The organism is Candidatus Microbacterium colombiense (genome assembly GCA_029203165.1).
Classification (GTDB): Bacteria; Actinomycetota; Actinomycetes; order Actinomycetales; family Microbacteriaceae; genus Microbacterium; species Microbacterium colombiense.
Genome location: CP119308.1, coordinates 359,000 through 376,467, shown reverse-complemented (window position 1 = coordinate 376,467; position 17,468 = coordinate 359,000). Strand labels below are relative to the sequence as shown.

General features: G+C 70.4%; 13 protein-coding genes. 6 read left to right on the top strand and 7 right to left on the bottom strand.

Going from position 1 to position 17,468, the window contains the following annotated elements; all coding sequences use genetic code 11:
- Positions 1 to 12 precede the first annotated feature (12 nt).
- From P0Y60_01955 to P0Y60_01945, 3 genes are read right to left on the bottom strand one after another with little or no spacing between them, the layout of a single operon-like run.
- Complete coding sequence (locus tag P0Y60_01955; protein WEK61551.1) at positions 13 to 1,428, bottom strand: FGGY family carbohydrate kinase; 1,416 nt, start codon at positions 1,426 to 1,428, stop codon at positions 13 to 15.
- A gap of 59 nt (positions 1,429 to 1,487) precedes the next feature.
- Positions 1,488 to 2,642: an FAD-dependent oxidoreductase gene (locus tag P0Y60_01950; protein WEK61550.1), complete on the bottom strand. Its 1,155-nt coding sequence runs from the start codon at positions 2,640 to 2,642 to the stop codon at positions 1,488 to 1,490.
- Between the two features lie 29 nt (positions 2,643 to 2,671).
- Entirely contained in the window at positions 2,672 to 4,111 is a 1,440-nt protein-coding gene (locus P0Y60_01945) for an amino acid permease (GenBank protein ID WEK61549.1), read from the bottom strand.
- 146 nt (positions 4,112 to 4,257) lie between these two features.
- Between P0Y60_01945 and P0Y60_01940 the strand changes: the two genes are divergently transcribed.
- From P0Y60_01940 to P0Y60_01915, 6 genes are all read left to right on the top strand, one after another.
- Complete coding sequence (locus P0Y60_01940) at positions 4,258 to 4,998, top strand: GntR family transcriptional regulator (protein WEK62839.1); 741 nt, start codon at positions 4,258 to 4,260, stop codon at positions 4,996 to 4,998.
- Positions 4,995 to 5,654, top strand: a complete 660-nt coding sequence (locus P0Y60_01935; protein ID WEK61548.1) for an HAD family hydrolase — start codon at positions 4,995 to 4,997, stop codon at positions 5,652 to 5,654. Before P0Y60_01940 ends, P0Y60_01935 begins: the two co-directional genes overlap by 4 nt.
- Positions 5,655 to 5,841: 187 nt before the next feature.
- A complete protein-coding gene (locus P0Y60_01930; GenBank protein WEK61547.1) occupies positions 5,842 to 6,699 on the top strand; it encodes a helix-turn-helix transcriptional regulator in 858 nt (285 codons plus the stop codon).
- 166 nt (positions 6,700 to 6,865) lie between these two features.
- Entirely contained in the window at positions 6,866 to 7,783 is a 918-nt protein-coding gene (locus tag P0Y60_01925; protein WEK61546.1) for an ABC transporter ATP-binding protein, read from the top strand.
- A gap of 12 nt (positions 7,784 to 7,795) precedes the next feature.
- Complete coding sequence (locus P0Y60_01920) at positions 7,796 to 8,851, top strand: iron-siderophore ABC transporter substrate-binding protein (GenBank protein ID WEK61545.1); 1,056 nt, start codon at positions 7,796 to 7,798, stop codon at positions 8,849 to 8,851.
- Complete coding sequence (locus P0Y60_01915) at positions 8,848 to 10,980, top strand: iron ABC transporter permease (protein WEK61544.1); 2,133 nt, start codon at positions 8,848 to 8,850, stop codon at positions 10,978 to 10,980. The genes P0Y60_01920 and P0Y60_01915 overlap by 4 nt, the downstream gene beginning before the upstream one ends.
- Before the next feature lie 216 nt (positions 10,981 to 11,196).
- Here the strand turns inward: P0Y60_01915 and P0Y60_01910 are convergent, their stop codons facing one another.
- From P0Y60_01910 to P0Y60_01895, 4 genes are read right to left on the bottom strand one after another with little or no spacing between them, the layout of a single operon-like run.
- Positions 11,197 to 12,201, bottom strand: a complete 1,005-nt coding sequence (locus P0Y60_01910) for a hypothetical protein (protein WEK61543.1) — start codon at positions 12,199 to 12,201, stop codon at positions 11,197 to 11,199.
- Positions 12,198 to 12,521, bottom strand: a complete 324-nt coding sequence (locus P0Y60_01905; GenBank protein WEK61542.1) for a PadR family transcriptional regulator — start codon at positions 12,519 to 12,521, stop codon at positions 12,198 to 12,200. Before P0Y60_01905 ends, P0Y60_01910 begins: the two co-directional genes overlap by 4 nt.
- Positions 12,522 to 12,568: 47 nt before the next feature.
- Positions 12,569 to 15,538: an aminotransferase gene (locus P0Y60_01900; GenBank protein ID WEK61541.1), complete on the bottom strand. Its 2,970-nt coding sequence runs from the start codon at positions 15,536 to 15,538 to the stop codon at positions 12,569 to 12,571.
- Positions 15,535 to 17,397 carry an MOSC domain-containing protein gene (locus P0Y60_01895; protein ID WEK61540.1) on the bottom strand — a complete coding sequence of 621 codons (1,863 nt, stop codon included), beginning with the start codon at positions 17,395 to 17,397 and terminating at the stop codon, positions 15,535 to 15,537. Before P0Y60_01895 ends, P0Y60_01900 begins: the two co-directional genes overlap by 4 nt.
- Between the last annotated feature and the right edge of the window lie 71 nt (positions 17,398 to 17,468).

Sequence of the window (17,468 nt, the reverse complement as noted above, 5' to 3'; positions counted from 1 at the left end):
GATGTCGAGGGGTCAGGAGAAGGAGTCGGCCACGGTGCGCCAACGTGCGGAGAACTCCTCGGCGCGGGCGTCGGACCACTGCGGCTCGAAGGTGTGCGACGGCGTCCACGACACGATCGCGTCGTCGAGAGCGAGCTCTGGATTCATGGCGCAGCGGGCGAGCGCGGCAGCCCCCAGTGGAGTCGCATGCTGCGAGGGGTATATATCGACCGGGATGCGCATGAGGTCGGCCACGGCCTGCATCAGCACCCGGCTCTGCGTGAGTCCGCCGTCGACCCGCAACCGCTGCAGAGGCTGCCCGAGATCGGTCGCCATCGCGCGGGCGAGCTCGGCGACCTGGGCCGCGATGCCATCGAGCACCGCGCGTACGAGGTGTTCGCTGCCGGTCGACAGGGTCATGCCGGTGAAGGTCGCCGTGGCATCCGGTCGCCACCACGGCGCCGCGAGACCGGCGAGCGCCGGCACGCACAACACGCCCTGCGCATCGTCGGCGGCGACGCGATCGAGATCGGCGGCCGTGTCGATGAAGGTGAGCTTCTCGAGCCACTGCACGGCGGATGCCGCGGTGTACACCTGTCCGTCGAGGCAGTAGGTCGTCTGTCCGCCCTGCTGCCAGGCGACCGACGATGACAGGTTCGCCGAGGAGCGCACGGCCTCGTGCCCGGTGTTCGCGAGCAGGAATGCCCCCGTGCCGAAGGTGCACTTCGCCTCGCCCGGGCGCAGGCAGTTCTGTGCGACGAGTGCGGCCTGCTGGTCGACGATCAGTCCGCCCACGGCCGCCGTTCCGCCGAACGCCGTGGTCGAGCCGGCGATGTCGTCACAGGCGAGGATCGTCGGCATCCGCTCGTCCGCGAGTCCGAAGAGGTCGAGCAGACCGGCATCCCAGGCCGCGGTGTCGAGGTCGAGCACGAGCGAACGACTGGCGGTGGAGGCATCCGTCACGAACTCCCCGGTGAGCTGATGCAGTAGCCAGGTGTCGGACGTCGTGACCACACCCTCGGTCGTGACGTTCCGCCGTAGCCACGCCTGCTTGGGCGCGCTGAAGTAGGGATCGAGCACGAGCCCGGTGCGTGCGGCGATCTCGTCGGCATGATCGCGCAACTCGGTGCAGACGGACTCGGAGCGACGGTCCTGCCACACGATCATGTTCGACAGCGGAAGGCCGGTGTCCGGGTCCCACGCGAGCACGGTCTCACCCTGGTTGGCGAGGGTGACGACATCGATGTCGATGTTCGCCTGGTTCACGGCGACCCGACCGGCGCGCAGCACCGAGTCGAGCACCGCCTGCGGGTCGTGCTCGACGCCCCCGCCCGGCAGGTAGGTCGGGCGCACCGACACCTCGCTCAACGCCCGCACCTCGCCGGTCTCGTCGACGACGACGGCCTTGGTGCCCGAGGTGCCCTGATCGATCGCCAGAACCGTGGTCATGTGGTGTCCTTCGTGTGGTGTGCGACGCGGAGTCCCTGGATTCTCCTCCGCCCTCGCGGTCAGTGCGCGGTGAGATCGTGGTGGTCGGCAGTGCGGCGCCACCAGGGCCCTGCGGCTGTCGGGACCTCGGCGACCGTCGGCGCACGCAGCTCGCCCACCTCGATGCCCAGCGCAGGCAGCAGTTCCGAGACGTAGTCGGCGATGCCGAGGGATGCCGTGAGCCCGGTGGAGCGGATCGCCGCCACGTTGATCAGGCGCTCGTTCTGCGCGGAGTGACCGATCACGTAGTTGCTCCCACGACCGGCCGGTCGGAGACCCGCGTAGGCGGCGATCGGTTCGAGTCCGGCGAGCGGGGGATACTGCAGCACGGCCTTCGCGAGGATCTCCTCTCGGGCCTGGGGCCGCACCGACCAGTCGTCCTTGTCGTCGAGGTCCACCGCGGTGGGACCGGCCACCACCTTGCCGTCGAGCGTCGGGAACACCAGCACGCCCTTCGTGCGCGCCGTCGGCACGGGCAGGATGATGCGGTCGAGCCTGGCACCGTCGGGCAGCTCGAACACGAAGAACTCGCCCTTGCGCGGATAGATCTCGAACGAGTCGTCGCCGATCAGGCGCGCGATCTCGTCGGCGCGCAGTCCCGCCGCGTTGATCGCCGCGGCGACCTCGAACTGCCGGCCGTCATCGGTGCGCAGCACGAGACCATCGTCGATCGGGGTGATCTCCACGACGCGCGCCTCGACCTCGACCCGCGCTCCGGCCGCCACCGCAGACGCGGCGAGCGCGAGTGCGAAGGCGACGGGGTCACTGACCGATTCTCCCGGCACGAGCAGGGCGCCGTCGGCATCCCGCACCTCGACGGCCACCCCGTTGGCCTCCGCGTTGGCCGCGAGCTCCCGCACCGTCTCGTGGTCGGCGTCGCCGTGCGGCACGAGCTCCGCGCCGGTGTGCAGCACCGGCACCCCGAGCGCCTCGAGGATCGCGGGGCGGATGCGCGCCGCCCGCAGGATGAGCTCGGTCTCGAGCTCGCCCGGCTTCGAGTCGAACCCCGTGTGCAGCACTCCGGAGTTCGTGCCGCTGGCCCCCAGGGCGAGAGCGGGCTCCGCCTCGAGGAGCACGGCATCCACCCCACGGTGCGCGAGGGTGTAGAGGAGTGCCGATCCCACGATGCCTCCACCGATGACGGCGACGGGACGGGACGGGGAGTGCGAACGCATGGTGCTTCTTCTTTCGATGGGGAGCGGGGTCAGCGGACGGGGGTGACGGTGTCGTCGTCGAAGCTGCGGTCGACGTCGGCCATGTCGGGCATCGTGAGGCCGTTCCTGCCGCGGGTGACGATGAGGTAGATCAGGTAGGCGATGCCGATGACGAGCATGATGCCCACATAGAGCCGGGGTTGTTCGAACGACACGTCGCGGAAGATCAACAGCTCGTAGACGAGCCAGATGCTCGCGAGGATCAGTACCGGCACCTCCCAGCGTCCGAGCGTGAAGCCCTTGCTCGCAGGCAGCGACCGCCGCTTGACGATGTAGAGCAGCACGGTGCCCGCGTAGATGATCGCCGGCAGCAGGGTGGCCGCGGAGAACAGGATGAAGAGCGCATCGCTCGTGCCGCTGAAGAACGCCAGGATCGCCTGGGTGATCAGGAAGTAGCCGATGGTCGCGGCGACCGGCGTGTGCCGGCTGCGGTGCACGCGGCGCAGCACCTGCCATGCGGGGAAGCGCTCGTCGCGCGACATCGCCCAGATCAGACGCGTGCCGCTGAGGGTGATCACGAGGCCGCACGAGAAGATCGAGATCACCACGAGCACAAGCAGCCCCTTGCCCACGACCGGACCGAGCACCGAGGTGATGACGGTCGCGACGGGTGTCGCCGACTTCGCGAGCTCGGTCGTGTCTCCGGCGAGCGCGGTCACCGCGATGAGGAACAGCATCCCGAGCACGCCGAGCGCGATGACCGCCTGCACCATCGCGCGGGGGATGACGCGTTCGGGGTTCTTCGTCTCTTCGGCGAGGTTGGCGGCGGATTCGAAGCCGACGATCGTGAAGGCCCCGAGGAGGAAGGCGAGCGGGAACGGCCCGGCGTTCGTGAGTCCACCGAAGTCCCAGTAGGCGGCCTCGGCGACCGGGGCGGTCGCGAACAGCTGTGAGAAGTCGAGACGACCGAGCGCCGCACCGACCGCGAACAGCAGCACGGTGATGCCGATCATGCCGATGATCTGCACGGTGACGGCGACCTCGTTCACGCGGTTGGTGGCCTTCGTGCTGAGCGCGACGAGGATGGCCTGCAGCAGCATGACCACCGCGGTGATGACCCAGCAGTTCGCGGGCGTCGGGCTGTAGCCGAACAGCTCGGGCAGGATCGTGGCGGCGATCGTGTAGTCGACGGCGACGACGACGATCACGAGGAATGCGAAGGACACCCAGCCGGTGAGCCATCCGAGGATGGGGTTCGCGAGGCGTGACACCCATTGGTAGGCGTATCCGCTGATGGGGATGCGCGCGGCGAGGGCTCCGAAGATCAGGGCGACCATCGTCTGGCCGACCACCGCGATGGGCCAGGCCCAGATGCCGCGCGGTCCGCTGCTGTTCAGCACGGCGCCGTAGGTGGTGAAGATGCCGGTCGCGATCGAGACGAACCCGAAGGCGACGGCGAAGGAGGCGTAGAGACCCAACTCGCGCTTCATGCGCGTGCCTGTCTGCCCGGACGATTGCGTGGATACAGCTTCGGGTTGTTCCATGACTCGACCTTCTTTGGACAGGTTGGTCTAGACCAATTTGGTGTATACCAAGGTACGCTAGGGGTGTGCCGGGTAGCGTGTCAAGAGTGAGCATGGACACGGCGGAGGAATTCACCCCGGGGAGACCCGGCGAACCCGCCTATCTCCGCATCGCCGGCGAGCTGCGCACGCGCATCGCGGCGGGCGAGTTCCCCCTCGGCTCACCGCTCCCGCCCGAGCGAGAACTCTGCGTCGAGCTCGGGGTCAGCCGCATGACTCTCCGGCGCGCACTCGGCGTTCTCGAACAGGACGGCCGCGTGCATCGCGATGCCACCCGCGGCACCTTCGTCTCGGAACCGCGGGTGCAGCTGCGCCTCGGATCGTTCTCGCAAGAGGTCGCGCGCGCCGGGCGGCACCCGGGCGCCGAGCTGTTCTGGGCCGAGGAGCGCGCGGCAGATGCGGCGGTCGCGGCCGGCCTCGACGTCGCCGTCGGCCACCCCGTCTACGCCCTGCGCCGTCTGCGCCGCTCGAACGACGAGCCCCTCGCGGTCGAGACCACGTATTACCGCGCCGACCTCGTGCCCGGCCTGCTCGACGGCGACCTCGGAGGCTCGCTGTGGGAGGAGGTGCGCCGCCGCTTCGGCCTGAGGGTGACCCGCACCTCTGCCGAACTCGAAGTCGTCGTGCTCGACGCCGAGACCAGCACGCATCTCGGATCCAGGCACGCGTCCGGCGGCCTGCAACTGACGCGCCGCACTTTCGTCGACTCGGGAGCCTGCCTGGAGTACGCGGTCGACGTGTACCGTGCCGACCGCGTCTCGCTGATCATCGAGAGGTCGGTCGACGAGGAGTGATCACGGTCTTCGACCTCGACGGGGTGCTCAGCCGCTCCGACACGATGGCGACGCTCGTGTTCGCACGACTCCGGGCGCGGCCCTGGCTGATCGTCCCCGTCGCCGCACTCGCGATCGTCGCCGCCCTCGCCCGCGCCGATAGCACCCTGCGCCCCCGCGTCAACCGCGCGATCGTCGCGGTCGTCCTGCACGGCGTCGGGGAGCAGCGCTACCGACAGCTGGTGCAGCGCGTCGCCGTTCGGCTTGCCCGACGCCGCGGCAACGCCTCGGCATCCGTGATGCGCGAGCTGCGCGCGGCTCTGGGAGACGGCGACTGCGTCGTGTCGACCGCGACGGAGCACGCGCTGGCCGTGCGCTACCTCGAAGAGATCGGCCTGACCGGCGTCACCGTGCACGCCTCGACGTTCACGTTCGGCGCGCAGGGCCCGAGGTTCGCCTGGCACAACGTGGGGTCGAACAAGGTGGAGTCGTTCCGGCGCGCGCACCCCGACGAGCGCATCGGCACCTTCTACACCGACTCCGCGACTGACCTCCCGCTCGCACGCCGGAGTGCGCGTACGGTGCTCGTCGGCGCATCCCGCCGATCGATCCGCGAGTTCCGGCGCGCCGGAGTGCCCGTCGAAGTCTGGAGAGGCGCTCACCTGCAGGGGTCCTGACCCGAGGGGCGTCACATCTGGTCGCTTCGAGCATCCTGAGGCGACCATTCACGACCTCACCCCGGCGAGAGCGTCACGAATCGCCGCATCGCCCGACAGGATGCGACCATCTGCGACCGCTCAGAGAGGAAGAGAAGCGAGAACGAGGTCGGGAGTACCCTACGAACGGCTTCCGTAGACTTTCCCCATGGACCCGACAGGCGCGGTGACACCGGGGCGCGGCGCCTGGTTGCGGGAGGAGAACACGGTGGTGCTGCACGATGTGCAGGTGCCGCACGAGATTCCCGCACCCTTCGCGATCCTCTCCGAGAGCGCCTTCGTCGCGGTGCCGCTCGAGTTCGATCCGCACAGTCACCCTCTGCACGAGCTGGTGTGGGTGCGTGGAGGCGCGATGACCGTGCGGCTCGACGATGCGCTCGTGACCGTGCCCGACGGCCACGGACTCTGGATCCCCGCAGGCATGATGCACTCGGGGCGGATGACCGCACGCACCGTGCTGTACGACGCGATGTTCGACCCCGACCGCTCCCCGGTCGACTTCGCCGACGCGACCGTGATCGCGATCACTCCCCTGCTGGCCTCGCTGCTCACGCATCTGGAGGGATCGCACCTCGACGATGATGCCCGCACGCGCGCCGAATCGGTGGTGTTCGACGTGCTCGCCCCCTCGACGCAGCAGCTCTCGCTGCAGGTGCCGAACGTCGCGCGCCTCGATCCCATCGTGTCGGCGCTGCTCGCCGACCCCACCGACGATCGGATGCTGCGCGACTGGGCCGACCTCATCGGAGCGAGCGAGCGTACCGTCGCCCGGCTCTTCCGCGCTCACACCGGCCTGTCGTTCCTGCAGTGGCGGCAGATCCTGCGCGTGCACCACGCACTGTCTCTGCTCACGGAGGGCCTGGCGGTGCAGGAGGCGTCGGAACTCATGGGCTACGCGCAGTCGAGCACGTTCATCGCCTCGTTCAAGCGGGTCATGGGCGTGACGCCCGGCGCATATCTGGCGTCGATCGCGGCCGGGCGCTCGACGCCCGCGACGGCTGTCTGAAACGCCGTATCGGGTGGCGTTGGGCGTTCATTGCGGACGACCGACCCTCGATCTAGCCTGGTGAGGCAAGGTAACCCTAAGAACGGATGCCGCTCTCGGCCTCCTGCGTAGCCGCCTCGGCGGCTCGGGTCCTGCACCTCCCGTCTCCCGATGCAGGGTTCCCTCCATGGCTGCTGCCCACCGATCGTCTGCCACCGCGCAGACCGGCTCGCCCTCCCCTGAGGGATCCCGCACACCCTCGCGACTCTCCGGTGACGACCTCACCCTCGGCTTCGATCGGCAGCCGGTCGTCGACGGCGTCTCGGTCGAGCTCCTGCCCGGACGCGTCACCGCACTCGTCGGTCCGAACGGGTCGGGGAAGTCGACCCTGCTGCGCGGTCTCGCCCGGCTGCATCCGCTCTCCCGCGGACAGGTCGTGCTCGGCGCCGCAACCGACGAACGCGATGTGTCGACGCTGCGCGCCCGCGACTTCGCGCAGGAGGTCACCCTCTTCGCCCAGTCGCGCGTCGCCCCCCAGGGGCTCAGCGTGCGCGAGGTCGTGTCGTTCGGGCGGCATCCGTACCGCCGCCGCTTCGCCGGGATGAGCGATCAGGACCGAGCCGCGGTCGACACGGCCCTCCGCGCGACGGGCGTGCACGGCATGGCCGAGCGGGCGGCCGGTGAGCTGTCGGGCGGCGAACTGCAGCGCGTGTGGCTCGCGGCCTGCCTGGCGCAGGAGACGGGCGTCGTACTGCTGGATGAGCCGACCAATCACCTCGATCTGCGGTACCAGGTCGAGACTCTCGATCTGATCCGCGACCTCGCCGACACCCACGGCGTCGCGGTCGGCGTCGTGCTGCACGACCTCGACCACGCGGCGCGCGTCGCCGACGACCTGCTCCTGATGAAGTCCGGTCGCATCCTGGCGACGGGCGCCCCGATCGATGTGCTCACCGCCGAGAACATCAGCGCCGCCTACGAGCTGAGCGTCGATGTGAGCATCGACCCCCGCACCCATCGGCTGCGGATCGATCCGGTCAGTCGCCACACCCCGCGGCTGCACGAGTCGACCCCCGCCGCTCCCCCTGCCACCGAACGTTCCTGAGAGGACACCTCCATGCCCCGCACCCGCCTCCTCGCGGCCGTCGCCGTCGCCGGCATCGCCGCGCTCACGCTGACCGCCTGCGGCACCACCGACGTCAGCGCCGGTGACGACACCGCAGACGCCGTGTCGTCGCAGAGCTGCACCGACGACACCACGACGACCTCCACGGGTCCGGTCTCGTTGACCGACAGCCTCGGCCGCACCGTCGAGCTCGACAAGCCGGCCGAACGCGTCGTCGTACTCGAATGGCAGCAGACCGAAGACCTGCTGTCACTCTGCGTGACGCCGGTGGGCGCGGCATCCACCGCCGACTACACGACGTACGTCAGCGCCGAGACGCTGCCCGACAGCGTGACCGACGTGGGCGAGCGCGGGGAGCCCGACCTCGACACGCTCTACGGCACCGACCCCGACCTCATCATCATCGAGGCATACAGTGCCGATGACGAGCTGCTCAAGAAGCTCGAAGAGCGCGACATCCCCGTGCTGGCGACGATCGGGGCCGACGGCACCGGGCAGATCGCCAACATGAAGAAGGTCTTCTCGCTGATCGGCGAGGCGACGGGTCGCACCGAGCGCGCAGACCAGGTGCTCAGCGAGTTCGACCAGCACCTGGCCGACGCCAAGGAGAAGGTCGCGGATGCCGACCTCGCCACCACCGACTTCGTGTTCTTCGACGGCTGGATCGAGAGCAGCAACGTCGTCATCCGCCCCTACGGCGAGGGCGCGCTGTTCACCGAGCTGGGCGAGGAGCTGGGCCTGACCGGCGCCTGGACGAACGAGATCAACGAGTCCTACGGCAGCGGCGGCGTCGACCCCGCGTACGGCCTCGCGCAGACCGACATTGAGGGGCTGACCGCCGTCGGCGACGCGAACCTCATCTACTCGAACGACGGCACGGCCGAGAGCTACGTCACCGAGCTCGAGAAGAGCTCGATCTGGACCTCGCTCCCCGCGGTCAAGGACGGCCGCGCCTTCGAGTTCCCCCCTGGCGTCTGGGGCGCCGGCGGACCGCGTTCGGGAGAGCAGGCGATCGACGCCTTCGTCGACGTCATCGTCGGTAAGTGACCACGACCACCACTCTCACCACCGCCGACCGGCGTTCCGACAACGGAACGCCGGTCGGCGGCGAGACGGTCACCACCCGCCGCACCCTGCTCGGCGGCTTCGGCCTGCTGCTGGCGCTCGTCGTGGCAGTGGCGGCGGTCGGCCTCTGGCACCTGACCCAGGGCACATCGGGAGTCGGCGGCACCGACCTGCTGCGCGCCCTGCGCGGCGAGGAGGTCAGCGTCGGTGGCGTCTCCGCCGGCGACATCTTCCTCGGCTCGCGACTGCCGCGACTGCTCGCCGGCATCGCTGTGGGGTTCGCGCTCGGGGTCGCCGGCGCGCTCCTGCAGTCGGTCACGCGCAACGCTCTGGCCTCACCCGACACGCTCGCGGTGACCGCCGGCGCCTACTTCGCCCTCACTGCGGTCGCCGCCTTCGGCCTGTCGGTGCCCCTGTGGGCCTCGAGCGGCGTGGCCTTCGTTGGCGGTCTGCTGGCGGCAGCCCTCGTGCTCGGACTCACCGGCCGCGCGGCCGGAACCACCACGACGCGTCTGATCCTCGCCGGATCCGCGATCGCGATGGCTCTGGATGCCGGCACGGCGATGCTCCTCATCCTGTTCAAGGAGAACACGACCGGTCTGTTCGCCTGGGGCAGCGGATCACTCGGCCAGCTCAACCTCGACGCCTCGCTGCGTGCCGCGCCGATGATCGTCGCCGTGCTGCTGATCGCCCTCCTCCTCTCGCGTCGCCTCGATGTGCTCGGACTCGGCGAAGACGCCGCGTCGTCGCTCGGAGTTCCGGTGCGCTCCACGCGTGGGGCGGCCGTGCTGTGCGCCGTGCTGCTCACCAGCACCGCCGTCACCCTCGCCGGCCCCATCGCCTTCGTCGGACTCGGCGCCCCGGTGCTGGCGCGACTGCTCGCGCACCGCGTCACGGCACTGCGTCGCCACATCTTCCTCATCCCGACCGCCGGTCTCCTGGGCGCGCTGCTCATCCTGCTCGCTGACGTCGCGCTGCGGGCGATCCTCGGCGCCGAGGGTGCGACCTCCATCCCCACCGGCATCCCGACCGCGTTGCTCGGCGGCATCGTCATCGTCATCCTGGCTCTACGCATGCGCGACGCGGGGGCGGCCCGAGCGATCCGTGCGGTGCGCTCCACGTTGCGCACCCGACGGCGTTTCGTGAACGTCGCACTGATCGCCATCGCGGCCCTGGTCGTCACGATCGTCGTCGCGCTGCTGGCGGGCAGCCTGTGGCTGCGCACCGGCGACATCCTGCTCTGGCTGCAGCAGGGGGCACCCGACCTCGTCACCCGCGCGCTCGATGAACGCGCTCCGCGGATCGCGGCGGCCGTGCTCGCCGGTGCCGCCCTCGCCCTCGCCGGAGTCGCGGTGCAGGGGACGGTGCGCAATCCGCTCGCCGAACCCGGGTTGCTCGGCATCACGGCGGGGGCAGGGCTCGGCGCCGTCATCGTCGTGACCACGGGAATCGGTGGCGGTGGGCGCCTGATGCTCATCGCCTTCGCGATCGCGGCCGGCCTGCTGACCTTCGGCCTCATCACCCTGCTCGCCTGGCGCGGAGGGCTGCTGCCCGACCGATTCGTGCTGATCGGCATCGGATGCAGTTATGCGATCAGCGCCGTCACCGCCTTCCTGCTGCTGCGCTCCGACCCGTGGGAGACACCGCGCATCCTCACCTGGCTCTCCGGCACGACGTACGGGCGATCACTGCCCGACGTGCTGCCCGTGGCCATCGTGCTGCTCGTCGCGATCCCGGTCCTGCTGAGCATGCGGCGCCAACTCGACCTGCTCGCGATCGACGAGGACACGCCCCGCATCCTGGGCGTTCCGCCCGAGCGCACCCGGCTCGGCGTGCTCGCGCTGGCGGCGGTGCTCGCCTCGGTGGCGGTCGTCGCCGTCGGAACGGTGGGATTCGTCGGACTCGTCGCCCCGCACCTCGCCCGCACGCTCGTCGGCTCCCGCCACGGACGCGTGATCCCCGTGGCGATGGTGTTGGGAGGGCTCCTCGTGCTGGTCGCCGACACCCTGGGCCGCACGCTCATCGCACCGTCGCAGCTGCCCGCGGGGCTCATGATCGCGCTCGTGGGCGCCCCGTACTTCGTGTGGCTGCTGCGTCGGATGCGCGAGTAGTCGAGGGGCAGCCCGCGCGCCGCCCATTCACGACGCCCTCCCGCCGCGAGGCGTCGCATCTGGTCGCTTCGAGCATCCTGAGGCGACCACTTGTGACCCCACCCAGGGGTGAGGTGGCACGAATCGCCGCTTCGCCCGACAGGATGCGACCATCTGCGACCTCTCAGGAGGGGATGCGGCAGACCCGTACTGCCGCAGACCCACCCCGTACGGGCGTCAGCTCTCGAGCGGCTCCGGGCGGTCGAGCCCGCGGTACGGCTCGAGCCGGCTCTCGAACTCCGCCCGATCGGCGCTCGCCAGCAGCCCGTTCGCGCCGTACATGAAAGAGATCGAGTTCGGGAGCGAACCGTTCTGTGCCGACTCCTCCGCCTGCTCGGTGAAGCGCCCGTCCTGATCGAGCGACAAGTCCTGCAGGCTGAACATGATCCACTGTCCGGTCGGGCCCTCGAGCATGCCCGAGACGATCACCGATTCCTCAGGGGTCGCCGCGCCGAACGTCTCGATGCGGTCGGCCGCGGTCATGTACGACGCGTCGTGATCGAGCGTCAGATCCGTGAATCCATGACGTGCCGCGACGGTCTCGACGATCCCCAGCATCCGCTCCTTCTCTGCCCACGTCGCCGGCACGCTCGTGGACTGCCGGCCGCTCACGTTGAGCACCTGCAGCAGCGACGGCCCGCCGTAGTAGTTCTGCGCGGGGAAGGCGACCTGATCGCCGTTCCCCGTCGGCGCTGCGGCCCAGTCGAGTCCGAACTCGGTCGTGAGGGCCGCTTCGATCTCGGCCATCAGCTCCCGGCCATCCGCCTCACCCTCCTCCAGCGTCGGGCCGTCGAGCACGTCCTCCGGATCGAGCTCCGGGATGCCGGGATAATCGCGCCAGAACACCTCCCGGTCGCCGGACTCGGTGGCCTCGACCGTCACGACTCCCCGCGCGTCGTTCGCGATGGCGACGGCGATGGCTGCCGCGGGAACCCCGACCACCAGCACGCCGGCGCCGATCAACGCCACCGCCAATGCGCGGCGAGGGGTGAACGACGAGCGCCACGAGCGCGCGCCTTCGCTGATCGCCGCGACGAGAGCGCCGATCACGACCTGGCGGGGCGGGATGCCGACCTCCTCGGCACCGGCGAGGTCGGCGAGCCATTCCTCACGGCGCACGGCCCGTCGGTCGCGCGGGAGGAACCCGGCGGCGACGCGGATGAGCGTCTCCGCCGCGCTCATGCCGAGCCTCCGAATGCCAGGCGCGGGCTCGGCACGGTCACCACTCGACGCTGACGGGCGGCGATCACCGCCGCGGCTTCGGCGCGGCCCTCGTCGGTGAGTCGGTAATAACGTCGGCGCGGACCGGTGTGGTCGGAATCACCTTCCCACTCGCCGACGAGCCACCCGAGGTCTTCGAGCCGCGACAGGATCGGGTACACGGTGCCCGGCGCGCGCTCGACCGCCTTCGCGAGGGCGAGCCCCCACACCGGCTCGGCCGACCCGAGAAGAACCTGCACCACGTCGAGGGTGGGTGCCGTGACCCGTGTCAGCTTCGCCATGCGCTTATTCTATATATGCAGAACAAGTGCGCAAGAGGCTGGTTGCGTCAGCTCACCCCCGCGAGCGCCCGGGAGAGGGCAGCGACGAAAGCGTCCACATCCTCACGCTCGAGACACAGCGGCGGTTTGATCTTGAGCACATTCTGATGATCGCCTGTCGGCTGCACGATGACGCCGAGGTCGCGCATCCGCTCGCACACTCCGGCCGTGTCCGGCGTCGCCGGTTCACGGGTCGTCTGATCGATTACCAGCTCGATGCCGAGGTATAACCCGGAGCCATGGACGGCGCCGATCAGCGGGTTGCCCAGAGCGAGCACCTGCTCACGCAGGTACTCACCGATCGTGCGCGCGTTCTCCTGCAGACCCTCGTCGCGGATGATGTCGAGCACGGTCGACCCGACGACGCTGGAGAGCGGGCTGCCTCCCGTCGACGCGAAGAAGTAGCCCTCACGGCGATACGCCGCGGCGATCTCACGCGTCGTGATGACCGCCCCGAGCGGATGCCCGTTGCCGATGGCCTTCGCCACCGCCACGATGTCGGGCACGACGCCCTGCTGCTCGAAGCCCCAGAACCATTCGCCCAGACGCCCGAACCCGACCTGCACCTCGTCGGCGATGGCGAGACCACCGTGCGCTCGCACGGCGGTGTACACGGCGTCGAGGTAGCCGTCCGGCAGTGGGACACCGCCCGCGTTGCCGAAGAACGACTCCGCGATGAACGCGCCCGGCGCACGGCCGCTCGCGGCCAGACGCTCGATCTCGGCGACTGCGTCATGCGCGTAGCGATCGGCTTCGACACCGCGATGCACGCCCCGGTAGGCGTTCGGCGCGTCGACCGTGTGCACCCAGTCCGGCCGCGTCGCGAGGGCCGCCGGGTTGTCGGCCACCGAGGTCGAGACCGCATCGGCGAGGTCGGTCCACCCGTGATACGACTCGCGGACGGCGAGCACATCACGTCGCCCGGTCGCCGCGCGGGCGAGGCGCAGCGACAGATCGACCGCTTCGGAGCCGCTGTTGACGAGGAACACGGTGTCGAGTGCGGCGGGGGTCAGCGCTGCGAGCCGTTCGGCGTACTCCACGACGGCCGGATAGTGGAACCTCGAGTTGGTGTTCAGCGTGCGGAGCTGATGGCCGGCCGCCGCCGCGACGCGCGGGTGCGCGTGGCCCACCGCACTGACGTTGTTGACCATGTCGAGGTAGACGCGGCCATCGGTGTCGATGAGGTACTGCTTCCATCCGCGGGCGACCACCGGGGGCGCCTCGTAATAGTGCTCCTGCACCTCGGCGAACACCGCGCCTCTGCGGGCCAGCAGCTCGGCGGGATCCGCGCGTTCGACCGGAGAGGGGCGACCGGGCAGCAGCGCCGTCGGATCGGCCACGACGGCGAGCCACGCATCGGCGAGAGCCGCCGGGACGAACTCCGGCACGATGCCTTCCGACGCTTCCCCCACGTCGGCATCGCGCACGACACGGACGAAGACGCGAGTACGCGCGGTCCCGATGACCGCGCCCCGTTCGACGGCGCGATCCCCCTGATCGACCTCCGCGTCGAGCGGGCCACCGATCGGTGTCGCGCCCAGCAGTTCGAGGAGGACGCTCCGCGCACTCTCGGCATCCCTCAGCGCAAGCCCGCGCGATGTCCGGGTGAGGATGCCGCTCCAGGGAGCGACGAGGGTGGCCTCGCCATCGAGGAAGACGTCGACGCCGGTCGCGACCGTCTCGGGGGCGGACTGCGCATGTCGGGACGCCCGCGACAGACGGGCCTCGCCGAATCGGGTCGTCACCGCGCGCGCGTCGGAGAGGAGGGCCTCCCGCACGACCCACGACTCGATCGCGGGGTCGAGCCAGGTGCCGTCTTCGAAGGCGGGACTGTCGGCCGAGAGGTCGACCGAGACCACGGCATCCGAAGGGACCCCCGGCATCAACGCGCCGTGGCGAGGGAGGTCGGCGACGGGTGCCGGAAGATCCAACGCGCGCAGCACGAGACGCGTCGCGACAGCCAGGGGCACCGATGTCGCCGCCGACAGGATCCGCTCCTCCTGCTGCAGATTCCCCCGGGCGTAGGCGTTGTCGGGCTCACGCGTCACCACGTGATGTCCGCTCGCGACGAGGTGCACGCCACGCAACACCACGAGCGGCCAGAGCGCCGCGGCCTCGCTCCCGGTGAGCGGGCGCTCCCGATGGTAGGCCCGCAGCGCGCGCAGGGCAGCGGGGAGGTCGATCCCTTCGTGATGCAGGAGGGAGGCGATCGTGATCGCCAGGCCGGCGACGGGCCAGGTGCGGTTGAGGTCGCCGAGGTCGATCACACCATCGGGAACACGGAGACGGGGGTCGCTCCACACCACGTTGTCGTCGGTGAGGTCGCCGTGCACGGCCTGCACCGGAAGTTCGTCCTCGACCGGCTCCAGCGCCGCCCAGGCGTGCTCCGCGATCTGCGCGAGGCGACCCCGGAGCACCGCATCGTCGAGGTGCGCGAAGAGTTCGGGTAGCACCACGCGGGACTGACGCAGATCCCACTGATGCGGGCGCTCCACCCCGGGGGCATCGAAGTCTGCGAGGGCGAGATCGACCTGGGCCGCGAGAGAGCCGAGCGCCTCGACGGCGGCGGCGCCGAGGTGCGCACCCCCGGACAGTGTGCCCCCGTCGAGGAAGTCCAGAAGGCGCACGTGCAGCACCGTGCCGGCGTGGGGCACGCGGGCGACATCCTCCCCGTCGGTGGTGGCTCTCGCCTGCGGCACCCGGATCCCGACCGCGGTGCGCGACAGGTGCGCGGCCGCCGCAGACTGCGCCGACACCTCGGCGAGCGACGTCACGGGGTTCGCGATCTTGAGCAGCAGCCTCTCGGCGCCGACCGTCACCAGGAAATTGCGATCCTCATGACTGCCGAGGCTGCGCGCCTCGCCGACGACGCCGAAGTGGTCCGCCGCGATCCGCACGGCGTCCGCCTCGGTCAGCTGGGGCGGGGCCGGAGGAACGAGCGAGGTCGAGTGAGAGGCCGTCGGCGTATCGGTCGTCATGATGCTCCAAGGGGGTCGAGGGATGATGCGTCGGGAGGCCCGTCGAGACGCAGCGCGGTGAGCGGCGCTGCGCTGCACGCGAGCACTCGCCCGGGACCTGCATCGAAGAGGGGGTCGTTGAGGTACTCGAACTCTCCCGCTGCCACCGCGCGCACGCACGTTCCGCACACGCCGACGCGGCATTCGCTCGGCCAATCGAGGCCGGCCTTCTCCGCAGCGTTCAAGAGGGTTCCCGCGCCCGGCTCCCAGACGAACGCGCCCGCTGAGGAGTCGACGGGCAAGGGGCCCTCCGCGCGGGGGCTTCGCGGAGGACCCCAGTCAGGGGTGGCGGGCGAGTAGAACGCGTCGACGCGGATGCGGTCGGCGGGGAACCCGAGGGCCACGAGCATGTCGCGCACACCGGCCGCGAACGCGCCGGGTCCGCACACGAAGGCATCGGCGCGCGCGAGATCCAGATCGGCCATCGCAGCACGGAGCGCATCGGCATCCGGCCGCCCCGCGACCGCGGTGAAGCCCACCGACTCGGTCGGCGGTGTCTCGCGCGTGAGATGCAGCGACGCCCGTGCGTCGGAGAGATCGCCGATCGCTCGGCAGGCCTCGGCCCACAACGGCAGCGACGTGGTCGAGCGCTCCGCGTGCACGACGCGCACGCGCCCGGCCTTCGACTGCGCCGATCGGGAACGTAGGAGTGCCGCTGCCGGGGTGATGCCGATGCCGGCGGTCACCAGCAGCAGATCGCGGTCACCATCGTCGGCCTCCGCGGTGCCGTGCGGTCCGCTCACCACGATGTCGGACCCCACCGGGCGGGATTCGTGCAGCAGCGTCGACAGCCGCCCGTCGCGCTTGACGCTGATGCGGAACCGACCGGGCTCGACGCCCGAGATCGTGTACGAGCGCCAGTTCGGAGCGGGTTCCTGCGGCAGGTGGAGCCGCACGTGCGTTCCCGGTTGCGCGGCGTGCAGCAGACCGAGCGGATCGTGCATCCAGAAGCTCACGACGTCGTCGGACTCGCCGACCCTCTCGACGATCTGCGCCGTGCGCGGCCAGCCCGACTCCCCCGCCGGGGCGGGGTCGATCGTCGACCCCGTGTCGAGCACCTCGTCGCCGGCGCGGAGTGTGCCCCCGCGCACGACGCGCGCATAGACGCCGCAGAACATGTGGCCATAGCGCGCACCGAGCAGAGCGGGGATGTTGAGATCGGAGACCCCGTCGACGGGACGGATGGTGGTGGCGCGACAGCGGTCGGTCGGCTGGAAGATCTCGAGCTCGACCTCGCCGATGCGGATGCGGCGTCCGATCAGGGCGAACTCCCCGAACGGCTCGAGGCCCGTCAGATAGAGGTTCCCGCGCACGCGCCGGCGATCGACGGGCTCGCCGGCCTCGCGCCCGAGCGCTTCGAGGGTCGCCAGGTTGATGATCGACAGGTGCGCTCTCGGCCAGTCCCAGAGCCCGGCCGAACCGGTGGTGATCAGTCGCGGATCGGCTCGTCCCTCGTCCAGTGCGCTTCGGAGGAGGCCGTCGATCGCCCCCGTGTCGGGCATGGGGGCAGCACCGAGCCGGGCGGATGCCGCGCGCCCGTCCGCCGACGTGATCGTGAGATGCGGGGCGTCGGTCTCGGCATCCGCGAAGTCGACGGCGATGCGGGCGATCTGCTCGTGGCGCGCGAGGTGGAAGAACTCCTCTCGCGGTCGCCAGCCGCCGCCGTCGGGGATCGACGACTCACGGGCGATCGCGAAGGACCGGTCCCAGCGGAGTCCACCGCCGGGTTCGAGCCGCACCGGGTCGGGCGTGGGCACGCCGGCGAGGCCCTTCACGGGATAGCGCACGACGCTGTCGAGAACGATGCGGTTCGCCTCCACGGTGCCCTTCCTGCTCGGTGGTGTCGTTCGATCGCCGGGATCGAACGCGCACACGGCGGATCGAATGCCGG

Bases quoted from the DNA above. Each gene is read 5' to 3' on its own strand.
- P0Y60_01955 (WEK61551.1), bottom strand. From the start codon at position 1,428: ATGACCACGGTTCTGGCGATCGATCAGGGCACCTCGGGCACCAAGGCC.
- P0Y60_01950 (WEK61550.1), bottom strand. From the start codon at position 2,642: ATGCGTTCGCACTCCCCGTCCCGTCCCGTCGCCGTCATCGGTGGAGGC.
- P0Y60_01945 (WEK61549.1), bottom strand. From the start codon at position 4,111: ATGAAGCGCGAGTTGGGTCTCTACGCCTCCTTCGCCGTCGCCTTCGGG.
- P0Y60_01940 (WEK62839.1), top strand. From the start codon at position 4,258: ATGGACACGGCGGAGGAATTCACCCCGGGGAGACCCGGCGAACCCGCC.
- P0Y60_01930 (WEK61547.1), top strand. From the start codon at position 5,842: ATGGACCCGACAGGCGCGGTGACACCGGGGCGCGGCGCCTGGTTGCGG.
- P0Y60_01925 (WEK61546.1), top strand. From the start codon at position 6,866: ATGGCTGCTGCCCACCGATCGTCTGCCACCGCGCAGACCGGCTCGCCC.
- P0Y60_01920 (WEK61545.1), top strand. From the start codon at position 7,796: ATGCCCCGCACCCGCCTCCTCGCGGCCGTCGCCGTCGCCGGCATCGCC.
- P0Y60_01910 (WEK61543.1), bottom strand. From the start codon at position 12,201: ATGAGCGCGGCGGAGACGCTCATCCGCGTCGCCGCCGGGTTCCTCCCG.
- P0Y60_01905 (WEK61542.1), bottom strand. From the start codon at position 12,521: ATGGCGAAGCTGACACGGGTCACGGCACCCACCCTCGACGTGGTGCAG.
- P0Y60_01900 (WEK61541.1), bottom strand. From the start codon at position 15,538: ATGACGACCGATACGCCGACGGCCTCTCACTCGACCTCGCTCGTTCCT.